Annotated in this window: 5 protein-coding genes; 1 reads left to right on the top strand and 4 read right to left on the bottom strand. The window is 56.8% G+C overall.

Translation table 11 applies throughout. The features are described from left to right. Positions 1-131: 131 nt before the first annotated feature. Positions 132-1,463 carry an amino-acid N-acetyltransferase gene (argA, locus tag FOY93_RS17925; protein ID WP_023294467.1) on the top strand — a complete coding sequence of 444 codons (1,332 nt, stop codon included), beginning with the start codon at positions 132-134 and terminating at the stop codon, positions 1,461-1,463. Between the two features lie 34 nt (positions 1,464-1,497). Here argA and recD read toward each other — a convergent pair whose 3' ends face one another. The 4 genes from recD to recC form a co-directional block, all read right to left on the bottom strand. After that, a complete protein-coding gene (recD, locus tag FOY93_RS17930) occupies positions 1,498-3,318 on the bottom strand; it encodes an exodeoxyribonuclease V subunit alpha (protein ID WP_143345474.1) in 1,821 nt (606 codons plus the stop codon). Next, a complete protein-coding gene (recB, locus tag FOY93_RS17935; protein ID WP_143345475.1) occupies positions 3,315-6,857 on the bottom strand; it encodes an exodeoxyribonuclease V subunit beta in 3,543 nt (1,180 codons plus the stop codon). The genes recD and recB overlap by 4 nt, the downstream gene beginning before the upstream one ends. Then, entirely contained in the window at positions 6,854-9,736 is a 2,883-nt protein-coding gene (ptrA, locus tag FOY93_RS17940) for a pitrilysin (protein ID WP_136195114.1), read from the bottom strand. Before ptrA ends, recB begins: the two co-directional genes overlap by 4 nt. 139 nt (positions 9,737-9,875) lie before the next feature. Next, complete coding sequence (recC, locus tag FOY93_RS17945; protein ID WP_143345477.1) at positions 9,876-13,250, bottom strand: exodeoxyribonuclease V subunit gamma; 3,375 nt, start codon at positions 13,248-13,250, stop codon at positions 9,876-9,878. Between the last annotated feature and the right edge of the window lie 4 nt (positions 13,251-13,254).

The following is a 13,254-nucleotide window of genomic DNA, read 5'->3' on the forward strand; positions in this document are numbered from 1 at the left end:
AAACAATCATACGCTAACGCACGGATTACTTACCAAATTCTGTGGGTCGCGGAAAATTTGCGCTTGCACACGCGGTCACAATCGAATAAAAATACATAAATTACGAATAAACATTCATTAAGGGTTGTGCCATGGTGAAGGAACGTAGAACCGAACTGGTCCAGGGATTCCGCCATTCTGTTCCCTATATCAACGCCCATCGGGGAAAAACGTTTGTCATCATGCTTGGCGGCGAAGCCATTGAGCATGAAAATTTTTCCAGCATCGTCAATGACATTGGCCTGCTGCACAGCCTCGGGATCCGCCTGGTGGTGGTTTATGGCGCCCGTCCGCAGATCGACGCCAACCTGGCCGCTCATCACCACGAGCCGATTTACCACAAACATACCCGCGTCACGGATGCCAAAACCCTTGAGCTGGTGAAACAGGCGGCAGGTCTGCTGCAGCTGGATATTACCGCTCGCCTGTCCATGAGCCTGAACAACACGCCGCTGCAGGGCGCGCATATCAACGTCGTGAGCGGCAACTTTATCATTGCCCAGCCGCTCGGCGTGGACGATGGCGTGGATTACTGCCACAGCGGTCGCATTCGTCGTATTGATGAAGAAGCTATTCACCGTCAGCTGGACAGCGGTGCCATCGTGCTGATGGGCCCGGTCGCCGTTTCCGTGACTGGCGAAAGCTTTAACCTGACGTCCGAAGAGATTGCCACGCAGCTGGCAATCAAGCTGAAGGCGGAAAAAATGATTGGGTTTTGCTCGTCCCAGGGCGTCGTGAACGATGAGGGAACGATCGTGCCGGAACTCTTCCCGAATGAAGCCCAGGCTCGCGTGGAAGCGCTGGAAGCCGAAGGCGATTACTACTCCGGCACCGTCCGCTTCCTGCGTGGCGCCGTGAAGGCCTGCCGCAGCGGCGTGCGCCGCAGCCACCTTATCAGCTATCAGGAAGACGGGGCCCTGCTGCAGGAGCTGTTCTCCCGCGACGGTATTGGTACACAGATTGTGATGGAGAGTGCGGAGCAGATCCGCCGCGCCACCATCAACGACATCGGCGGTATTCTGGAACTGATCCGCCCGCTGGAACAGCAGGGTATCCTGGTGCGTCGTTCACGCGAGCAGCTGGAGATGGAGATCGACAAATTCACCATTATTCAGCGCGATAACCTGACCATCGCCTGCGCCGCGCTCTATCCGTTCCCGGAAGAGAAGATCGGTGAAATGGCCTGCGTGGCGGTGCATCCTGATTACCGTAGCTCTTCACGCGGTGAAATGCTGCTTGAGCGCGTGGCGGCACAGGCGCGCCAGATGGGGCTGAGCAAGCTGTTCGTCCTGACGACGCGCAGCATTCACTGGTTCCAGGAGCGCGGGTTCACGCCGGTGGATATCGATTCTCTGCCGGAAACAAAGAAAGAGATGTACAACTATCAGCGTCGTTCAAAAGTGCTGATGGCGGACCTGGGATGATACTAGGCCCTCACCGTCCGGCGAGGGCTTTCGTTCAGAGGGACTCAAATATCGCGCTCAGCCCGCTTCGGCGTTCCGTACGGGTGGCGATCGCCTGCACCAGCACCCGTTCATCGGCATAAAGCGACAGGCGCTGACGCGCGCGCGTAATGGCGGTATAGATCAGCTCGCGGGTAATAACGGGTGAAAGCTGCGTAGGCAGGATCAGCGCCGCATGGTTAAATTCGGAGCCCTGAGATTTATGCACCGTCATCGCCCAGGCGGTTTCATGCTCGGGTAAACGGCTGGGCTGGAAGGACTTCACGCTCCCGTCCGGCATCTGGAACCAGACGCGTAGTCCCTGACCGCAGTCGAGCGCAATCCCGATATCACCGTTAAACAACCCCAGCGCGCTGTCGTTACGGGAGATCATCACCGGTCGCCCTTCATACCAGCGCGAATGCGGGGTACGGTTAATTTTGCGTTTTTGCGCCAGCAGCTGTTCCAGCCTGTCGTTGAGACCCCGGACGCCAAAGGGGCCTTCCCTCAGCGCACAGAGCAGCTGGTATTCGCCAAACGCGGCAATGATCTGCTCAGGCGCACTTTGCTGTTGTACGCTTGTCAGAAAGTGCTGATACCCCTGCAGAGCGTCGTCCAGCATCGCCTGATACTCTTCCCCGTTTTGCAGCAATTTTTTCTCAATATCCGTAAAGGTTCCGGCAAACACCGCTGAGGTGGCGTGTCTGTCTCCCCGGTTTACGGCCGCCGCAAGCTGGCCGATGCCGGAATCGCTGCCGAAACGGTAGCTTTTCTGCAGCAGACACAGGCTGTCGCGCAACGCCCCTGCAAGCGAGTGGCTTTCAGAGGTGAGCGTACATCCGGTGAGACGGGCTAATTCCTGAGCGCGTTCAGCGGTATATCCCAGACTGGCATAGGTGCAAATATCGCCCAGCACGGCCCCCGCCTCTACGGAGGCAAGCTGGTCACGATCGCCGAGGAAAATGACGCGCGCGTGCGGCGGTAGCGCATCAATCAAACGCGACATCATCGTCAGATCAATCATTGAGGCTTCATCCACCACCAGCACATCCAGGTGCAGCGGGTTACCGGCATGGTAGCGCAGACGCTGACTGCCAGGCTGTGCGCCAAGCAAACGGTGCAGCGTGCTGGCTTCATTGGGAAAAAGTGCAAGCTGCTCCCCGGTAAGCGGCAGCTTTTGCAGCGCGCCGCCTAACGACTCCGTCAGACGCGCAGCGGCTTTACCGGTGGGGGCCGCCAGGCGAATACGGCACTTTTGCTCCCCCGATAATTGAATCAGCGCGGCGAGCAGTTTTGCCACGGTGGTCGTTTTCCCGGTGCCCGGACCGCCAGAAATGACCGAGATCCGACGCGTTAACGCCACGGCAGCTGCCACTTTCTGCCAGTCTGTCGCATCGTCAGATATAAACAGCGCATCCAGCGTTTGCCGGAGCTGCGTTTCATCGCAGGGAAGCGGGGCGTTGCTCTCACTGAAGAAGCGTGCCACCGTCAGTTCGTTACGCCACAGCCGGTTAAGATACAAACGTTCGCCGACAAGGATCATCGGCGTCCCGGTATCGGCTCCGCTTACGGCAGGCGAGCCGAGTAATATCTCCTGCCAGTCCACTGCGTCACCAAGCTGCGCGAAACACGCCTGTAAAGCCGGAGGCATTTTCTCATCCACCGCCAGACGCGACAGCGGCAGGCACACGTGCCCCTCTCCCGCGTCTTTGCTAAGAATGGCTGCGGCAAGCATGACGGCAGGCTCCTCACCTGCCACCATCATGGCAAACTGCACGTCCAGGTGGCGCAGTAATCGTTGTTCAACCGCGTCCAGCAGTAGCGCCTGCATCGTCATGCCACCTCCTCCGTGCCTGCGGCAAACAGGTTATCCATTTTTTCAATCAGTTCCTCAGCCGGACGCGTGCTAAAGATGCCGGAACGCGGGTCGTTAGCATCCACGCCGCGCAGGAACAGGTAAATCACGCCGCCAAAATGCGCTTCGTAACGATAATTGGCCATGCGATGGCGCAGGTAACGGTGTAGCGCCAGGGTGTAAAGCTGGTACTGCAGATCGTAGCGATGCAGTTGCATTGCCGACGCCATCGCCTGTTGGGTATAGGCTTCACTGCTGTCACCGAGCCAGTTCGATTTGTAATCCAGCAGGTAGTAGCGTCCTTCGTGGCGGAAAACCAGGTCGATAAAGCCTTTGAGCATCCCCTGCACCTGGCGGAAATTCAGCGGCGGGCATCCGGCAGATAGCGGATCGTACTCGCGGATCAGCGCATCAAGCGCCTCGGCCCTGAGCGGGCTGGCGATGGGGAGATAAAACTCCATCTCCACCTGCTTATCTTTGGCGGTCAACTGATTCAGCGAAATCCCCTGCGTCGTGAGCGGCGCGTGCAGAACCGCGCGGATCCAGTCGGTGAGAACCGGCTGCCACTGTGCGTCGTAACCACCGCTCTGTAACATCTTCAGCACCCACTCTTCGGAAACCGGCTGGGTGAAATCCAGCTCTTCAAACAGGCTGTGCAAAAACGTGCCCGGCGAAGCGCCGCGCGGGAACTGGTGTGGCGTCAGCACAGGCTCAACGGGTACGCTACCGGCTCCTGCGGCATCCACGTCCAGTTTTGGCATCAGATCCTGCGCAATACTCTGCCCGTGCTGCTGTAAGCCGGAGTAGCTAGTAACGCGCCAGTCGTCGGCAATGGTACGTACCACCTGACGGGCATGGAGATCTGACTCGTGCGGATCCGGCATGTGCCAGCGGCTGTTATCGGGCAGCGATGGAATATGCAGGGCAACATGCTCAGTGCAAAGCGATTCGATGCACTGGCGCAGGCCCGCCGCGTCTTTGGGCTCAGCCTGTTGAATAAGCCGCCCCAGCGCGCTCAGATGAAAATCGCTCTCCCCGGTCTTTTCGCCACGGCGACGGAACAGCGGCGCAACGCCCAGGCTGCAGTGCCATACCGAACGGGTCAGCGCCACGTAAAGCAGGCGCAGGTCTTCCGCCAGACGCTCGGCTTCGGCCAGCTCAACGCTGGACTCCGCGTTGCTGAGATCGAGCACCGCCTCGAACGACTCGCGATCGTGGTAAAAAGCCTGATCCTGCACGCGGTAATTGGCGATAAACGGCAGCCAGACCAGCGGATATTCCAGGCCTTTCGACTTGTGAATGGTGACGATCTGCACCAGATGTTTATCACTCTCGAGGCGCATCTGCTGGCTGGATGAATTGCTGTTCGGATCGGCAATCTGCTGCGCCAGCCAGCGCACCAGGGCGTGCTCGCTCTCAAGCTGCGTACCGGCTTCCTGCAAAAGCTCACTGATGTGCAAAATATCGGTCAAACGACGCTCGCCGCCTGCGGTAGCCAGCATATTCTCCGCAATGTGGCGCTGTGCCATGAGCTCGCGCACCATCGCCATGACTCCACGCTTCTGCCATTTTTCGCGGTAGCGCACAAACTCCTCTACCACAGCATCCCACGCGGCTTCGTCATTGTTGAGCGCATCTATATCCCGCGCGTTCAGTCCGAGCATCGCGCTGGCTAATGCGCTACGCAATGTACTTTCCCGCTCCGGGGCCAGCACGGCCTGGAGCAGCCATAACATCTCTTGCGCTTCCAGCGTTTCAAAGACGCTGTCACGGTTCGACAGATAGACGGATGGGATATTCAGTAACGTCAGGGCGTCTCGGATTAATGCGGCCTCCTGACGGCTGCGCACCAGCACCGTAATATCCGATGCCTTTACCGGGGTGGGGTTATCCCCCTTCCACAGCAGCGCCTCGCCCCGCGCCCCGGCACTGAGCCAGTCACAGATTTGCGCAGCACAGTGTTGGGCCATGGCATTTTGATAGTCGGCAACGCCGCAGCCTTCCCCATCCAGCAGCCAGAAGTTCATGGCAGGCTGCGTCACGCCGTTAAACTCGAAGCGCAGCGAGGCATTTTTCGGGGCAAATTTTACCGGCTGAAACGGGATCTCCCGAAACATAAACGCCGTATCCATGCGGCTAAAGAGCGCGTTGACGCTTTCCACCATGCCGGGAGAGGAGCGCCAGTTGGTATCGAGCGTGTAGTGTGCGTCAACCTCGCTGCGGGCTTTCATATAGGTGAAAATATCCGCCCCGCGGAAGGCGTAGATGGCCTGTTTTGGATCGCCGATCAACAACAGCGCGGTACCGGGCTGCTGGCGCCAGATACGGCGGAAAATGCGGTACTGCTGAGGGTCGGTGTCCTGAAATTCGTCTATCATCGCAACCGGGAAGCGGGTGCGAATCGCGGCGGCAAGCGCTTCGCCGTTTTCACTGCACAGCGCCGCATCAAGGCGGCTCAGCATATCGTCAAAACCCAGTTCACCCCGGCGGCGTTTCTCGCGCGCCACGGCTTCGCGAATTTCGGTCATGGCGCGAGCGATCATCAGATCGTTGAGCGTAAGGTTATCCGCCAGCAGGGTTTCTATTGCCACAAACAGGGGATGCTCAGGCACAATGCCGTCGGCTTTGGTCCGCTCAGCCAGGAAACGCTGGGAGAATTTCTCCAGCGCGTCCGGGAGCTGATAGCCCCGCGTCTCTTCCTGCGCCCAGGCGCTGATCTTGTCGATCCATTTCCCCTGATTGCCGCGGTTGAACTTGCGACGATCGATGCCGGAATTTTCGATGATGGCGTCAATCTCGCCGACTGACTCCATCCATTTTTGCTTGATGTCCGCAATTTTCGCGATGATTTTTTCATGCCGCGAGGCCAGGGTTTCATCTGCCGGCGGCGGGGATTTGATTACCGGCGCTTCCCCCTGGAGATAACGATCGATCGCGCGCAGCAGCGCCTCCGGGCCTTTCCAGAGCGCGTGTACCGCTTCGGCAATATCACGCTGTAAGGGATAGCAGTGGCGACGCCAGAAATCCGCGCAGGCCTGATAGCGAAGCACGGATTCATCTTCAATGAGCTGCTGTTCGAACAGCATTCCGGACTCGAACGCATTCAGGCTCAGCATACGCTGGCAAAAACCGTGAATGGTAAAGACGGACGCTTCATCCATCTGCCGTTCAGCGAGCAGCAGCCACTGGGCGGCCTGATGCTTATCGGCAATCTCTTCCAGAAGGCTGGCGTAGAGGGGGTTATCCGTGCTCTGACGCAGGCAGGCAATGCGAAGCTCGTGGATATTGGTTCGAATACGGCCCCGCAGCTCCGCGGTAGCGGCCTCGGTGAAGGTGACTACCAGCAGCTCTTCCACGCTCAAAGGGCGTGGAAAAGCTGCGTTGCCGCCAAGCCCTAACAGCAGGCGCAGATAGAGGGCGGCAATGGTGAAGGTTTTTCCCGTTCCCGCTGAGGCTTCAATCAATCGTTCACCCTGCAGAGGTAAACGTAAGGGATCAAGGGACTCAGCGGTATCGGTCATTCTTTCTTACTCCAGGGCATAGATTGCTGCAGCGCGCTGACGCTCTTCCAGACTTTCCAGCCTTTCGGGTTCACGTACTCCGTTTTCCCGTTCTGGCTACCGGAAACCTGAGACAGGATGGTGATTCCCTGCGGCTTAATGACCGCCTGATGGAAGAAGTCGGCAACCTTCTGCGGCGTCAGCTGTTTTATCTCGGCCACTACTTTATCACGCGAATCAAATTTCAGATTACCGCGATCGAAATCTTTGCTCAGCTGAGAGGCTTCTTCACCCAGCGTCTGCGGCGGCTGCATCACCTGCGCGATGACGGCCTGCTGGATCTGAGCAAACTCTTCCGGCTTCATGGCACGCAGTTTTGCTTCCACCTGCGGGAAGAAGGCCTGATAACGCTTCCAGAGATACGCCGGTTGTTTGTCGCTGCTTTGCAGCAGGAAGCCCAGCCCCCACTGACGCCCGACGTTCATGGAGAAGGCAAACACCGCGTAGCCAAGCTGCTCCTCGGTGCGTAACTGGTTATAGAACCACGGCTGAATAATCTGCCCCAGCACGGCACTCTGCGCCGAGCTGGCGAATTCATCATAGCCCGTTGGCACAAATACCGCGGCCAGCGCGGAATCCGTGCTGTTACCCGCCTTTTCAAAAATCACATTTTGCTTTTTCTCAACCAGCACGTCCTGGTTGCGGCACCACTCGTCGCCTTTAGAGCCGAGCTGAGTGCGAACATTCTGCGCCAGGGTTTTAGCCTGCTCCTCACTCATGTTGCCGACAATCAGGAACTCCGGACGCGTATTGGTTTTCAGCGCGTCACGGTACGCCAGCACGTCTTTTAAGGAGATGGAAGGCAGCAGCGCGCGGCGCTCCTCTCGCTGGAAATAAGGAACCTGCGACAGCATTTGCGCCGGCATAAGCGCAAGATCGTAGGCCTTGCCCTTCTCGGCAGAATCCATCATCTGGGCATACCAGGATTTAGCCTGCTCAAGCTGCTCTTCCGTCGGCGTGTAGCTGAAGTAGCCCTCCAGCAAGGCCTGGAACAGCTGAGGCAAGCGCTGGGTATAGCCGTTTGCATTAAGCATCAAACCGTTATTGGCGTTGGTGGAGAAGCTGATCCCGCCCACGGCGGCCTGGTTGCTGAGCTGATCGAGAGCGATACCGGCGAGATAGTCATTGAGTGCGAACATCACCTGATTTTTGGCGCTGTTCATTGCTTTCGGGTTACGCAGCACCACGCTGACATCGGCTTTTGGCTCACTGGCAAAATAGCGGCTTGGAGTATACACAACGCGCAGCGTTGGCTCATCAATGATGAGTTCTGGATGCGGGTAATCTTTCGTCGTTTTGATAAGCGAAAAATCATCCGGAATATAGGGGTTCAGCTCCGGCAGCTTCAACGCAATCTCCCCGGCCTTCTTCTGCCAGTCGGCGAAGGTCTGGGCGCTGATTTTATCCACCTGATAAGGGGCATCGACAAAGTACGCCGTCTTGTTATGCGGTTCGTTCGGGCTGATGTACCAGATGCGGGCATTCTCCGGCGTCATCATCGCCAGGCGGGCTTTTACCGCCCCGGCATCATACTGGTCGGCAATATTTACCGCGTCGAGGGTATGTTCCACCGGCACGCGGATCATGGTATCCGCCAGCCACTCCACATAGTCCATGTCGCGGGTTATGGATGGGTAGCGGAAGTCGAGATCCAGCACGTGCGCGAGTTCATCAAAATAGCGCTTATCGACGCCTCTCTCGCGCAGCAAAGCGAGGTAGCTAAAGATAGCCGCCACGACTTCATCGCGGTTGGCCAGCCCTTTGTCGGTCAGGGTGGCGGAGATCGCCAGTACGCCGCTATTACCGTTCACTACCGGATCGGAATCGGCGCGAATACCTTCCGCCAGCCCCTGCTTTTGCAGCCAGTCAGACAGCGTACCCAGGCTACGGTTACCTATCAGGTAGGTCACCAGCTCATCGGTTTTACTGCGAAACTGAGCCGTGTTGTTATCAATGCGGAATTCGACGCGCAGCACTTTGCGCGGCATGGCAGGAACGTAGTGGATCACGATACCTTTTTGCGCGTCCGTGACCACCGGAACGGTTATTTGCGGCAGGTCGATATTTTTATTCGGCACCCGGCCAAACGTTTTGGCCGCCATGTCTGCCAGCTCAGGCAAAGGTTTATTGCTGTAGATGACCGCTTTCATCAGGTTGGCGGAGTAGTATTTATCGCGAAACGCGTGCAGGGCATCCAGCACCGGGCTATTCGGTTTGTCGCTCAAGGTTTCGAGGTTACCGCCGGAGAAGCGCGAACCCGGGTGCGCCGGGTTGATGGTCTCGGCGCTGACCTGCGCCATGCGCATACCGTCTCGCGTGCGGGCCATGGTCAGCTCGGCATTCACCGCATTGCGTTCACGATCGGCGTATTTTTTATCCAGCAACGGCGCGGCGATGGAATCAGCCAGACGGTCGACTGCCCCTTCCAGCGCATCATTTTCGACTTCGAGATAAAAGGCCGTGCGGTACGGTGCCGTACTGGCATTGTGGCTACCGCCATGCATCTTGAGAAATTCGGACAGGCTATCTGGCTGTGGGTATTTTTTTGACCCCATCAGCGTCATATGTTCCAGATAGTGTGCAAGTCCAGGATGAGCGTCAGGATCTTCCAGCGACCCAACCGGCACCACTAATGCCGACAGGGATTTCACCGCCTGCGGGTCGGAAACCAGCAGCACGGTCATGCCGTTATCAAGACGAATAGCCTGATATTGACGGGTATCTTTTTCGCTCTTACGGATAGTTTCCTGAACGGGTTGCCAACCGGAGTCTGCGTGAGTGACGGGCGCCCAAAGGGCAATAAACAAAACAAACGCTTTAAACAAGGTGCTGCCTGGCATTACGACCTCTTTATCACGGCTACATCATAAACAAACTGCGTGCTGGACACGCCAACATCTCTTTCTTTGGGTACATCAGTCCGTGATAAGAAGTGCATCATAAATGAACACCCTTAGCTGCGCAATTTTTATACAGCACTCAGGACTGATTAAATTTAAACAACGGCAGCAGGTAGCGCTGCGCCTCTTCCGTAATAGCCTCAAAGTACTCTGGCTCAAGCGTTCGCCATAAGCGCTGATACCAGACATCTTCACCTTCGCCACGCACCATCATGTTACCTTCGTAGGCCTGCATAAACTTACTGCGGGCTTTCTGCAGCGAAGCCTCATCCGTTAACATCGCATCATTCTGCGCGTCATAACAGGCTTTTATCCAGGCGCCGCCACTTTCCGGCAGTAGCAGGAGGGGTTTGTTCATTCCCTGGCGGTAGCCATCAATGTACAAAGACAGATACCGTAACGCCTGATCAGACTCCATTGGCGGGAAGCGCCATTCGCCCTCTTTGCGCACGAAAATGCGGCTTTCGCCTTTATGCCCACCCGCACTGTAGACAAGATGTTCCAGCCAGAGTTGCAAACCCTGTGAAACGCTAAGCATTGAAGGCCGCCAGCGAAGCAGCCCATCCTGCTGAACCTGGGTTAACCAGCCCGTGAGCTGTACCCCGTTGCAGTTGAGATCGATTTCAATACTATTCCCTGGCTGTCGGCACGCTCTTACGCGCTCTGCCAGGGCGGTCATCTCCTGACACTGCGCCTCCCAGACGATCTCCCCGAACGCCCCATAAGGCAACTGTCCCGCAGCGCGGTAGCGGCGGTAAAGTTTTTCAGCATCTTCCTCTTCAACCAGCGCATTCAACAGCTGCAGGTTTAACTGGTAGCGCTCCAGACCTTCCAGCGTAAACGGCTCTGCATCAGGAATTTCACTCTCTTCAGAACGGAAATTGACCTGTAGTCGCTGCTGGAAGAAAGCGCGCACAGGATGCGCCCAAAACCGCTGAAGCTGCTCGAAGGTCAGGGTGTCGACAGGGCGAGGGTCGAGTTCCTGAATAAAATCGGTATGCGCATTCCCCTCTTTTTTCGCCGCTGGCAGCCACTCCTGCGCATAGCTCTGGCGCTCGCTGGCCGTATAGTTCACCGGGTCAAACGGCATGCGGCTGTGGAAACAGGTGATATGGTCTTTCACCCTCTTCTCGCTTTCATCGCAGTTGCGCTCTTCATCCCCCGGCAGGTAGTGGCTCTGACCGATATAATCCACCAGTTCCTGCACCAGAACGGAGGGGAAACGCTCGCTGTTGTCCTGAATCGAACGGCCGATATAGCTGATATAAAGCTTACTCTGGGCGGAAATAAGCGCCTCAAGGAAGAGATATCGGTCATCATCACGGCGGCTACGGTCGCCCCGTTTTGGATTTGCGCTCATTAAATCGAACCCCAACGGCGCGAGCGCGCGAGGATAAACGCCGTCGTTCATGCCAAGTAAACAGACCACTTTAAACGGGATTGAACGCATTGGCATCAGGGTGCAAATATTGATGGGGCCTGCCAGGAAACGCTGGCTGATTCGCTCCTGGTCAAGCCGCTGCGTCAACTCATCCCTCAACAGCGACAGCGGAATGGCCTCCTGATAGTGGGAATTGACGCCTTCGTCGATGATAGCCTGCCACTGCGTTTCAATGAGCGCCATCGCCGCTTCGGTGTCATTGTCCGGCAGGAAGAAATCATTAAGCAACGCTCTGCAAACCGGGAGCCATTCTTCAAGTGGACGCGGCTGCAGCAGCTCGTGTCGCCAGCGGTTAAGCTGCATCAGGAGCGATGCTAAATGCCCCACCAGTTCAGCAATTAACCCGCTGGACTCATCGTAAGGCAGCACCTCATTCCACTCGCCCTGACTGCTCTCCATGGCATAGCCCAGCAGCATACGCGTCAGGCCAAATCGCCAGGTGTGCTGCCCGGTTGGAGGAAGTTCGAACTCCTGAACGTTATCGTCATCGATACCCCAGCGAACACCAGACTCATTCACCCACTGGCGAAGGTAGCGAAGCCCCTCTTCATTGATGTTGAAGCGTGCAGACAGAACGGGGACATCCAGTAACGCCAGGACATCTTCGGAGATAAAGCGGCTATCCGGCAGTGAGAGTAAAGTGATAAACGCCTGCAATGCCGGATGCGACTGACGGGCACGACGGTCAGAAATAGCATAAGGAAGATATCGCTCGCCCGTCGCGCTGCCAAAGACGGCCTGAATAAAGGGACTGTAGCTGTCGATATCCGCCACCATTACCACGATATCACGTGGCGTCAGTTCGGGATCGTCCTGCAGCATCGCCAGCAGCTGGTCGTGAAGCACTTCGACCTCACGCTGAGGGCTATGGCAAACATGGATCGTGATGCTGCGATCGTCAGCGTCCAGCTTACGCTTGCTGTCGCTGCGTTCGAACTCGTTCGCCGTCACGCCCATGACGGCACGGTTTTCCAGATCCAGAATATCTAACTGAATATTATGCAGCAGGCTGTCCGGAGCGATCTCGACAAAGGCATCCACGTCACCTTCGCCTGAGGAAGTGATGTCTGAAAGCATGTGAATGTAGTCACGCCCCAGCTTCCCCCATGAGGCAAGCAGCGGATTGGGCAGGTTCTGGATACCATCTTCGTCAAAAAGCTGCCCGGCAGTCGAGCCGTCCTTAAACAGCGGGACGGACCGTTCTTCAAAAAGGCGCTTTCGTTGGCGAGTTACCAGACGCGCAAGCCAGCGTTCATCGAGGATATCCCCCCAATACTGTCGGCAAGGGTTGGTGAACAAAATATGAATATCAATATGTTTACCCAGCGCATTCAACGCCTTCAGATAAACAGGCGGTAAAGCGGATATCCCGCAGATAAAAACGCGTGACGGTAGTCTTGCTGGACGCTCTGTCGCATTTTCGAGTATTGAAATAAACCGATCGTACAGGTTGGCACGGTGCCACTTAGGCTGCCCAAGTTTCTCCGTATGTTCTACCAGTGCTTTCCACAGCGGTGCCTGCCATATTTGCGCCTCCGGCAGACCTTCAACCAGCTCGCCCGCTTCCCAACGAATTAACCAGTCAGAACGGTAAACAAGGTATTGGTCGTAGAGATCGGCAGTACGCGACGCCAGCTGGAACAGCTTGCGCTTGTCGGTATCGTCATTGAGGTAGTGGCGCAGCATGGCGAATTCATCATGCTGCAGCATTTCCGGCAGCAGCGCCATGAGCTTCCAGCTCATGGCCTGCTTGTTGAAGGCGCTCTGCTCCGGGATGTCCGGCAACACGCGCACAAACATCTCCCAGATAAAGCTCGCGGGCAGCGGGAAATCAATATTTGCGGCTATGCCAAATTTACGGGAAAGCGACATTTGCAGCCACTGTGCCATACCGGTGCTCTGCACCAGCACCATTTCAGGCTCAAAAGGATCGTCAAGCCGCTCGCGCTCAACGATAAACTCCATCAGCGCTTCCAGCACATCCAGACGATTTGAGTGGTAGACCCTTAACATAGAC

Source organism: Enterobacter sp. 18A13 (assembly GCF_007035975.1).
GTDB classification, from domain to species: Bacteria; Pseudomonadota; Gammaproteobacteria; order Enterobacterales; family Enterobacteriaceae; genus Enterobacter; species Enterobacter vonholyi.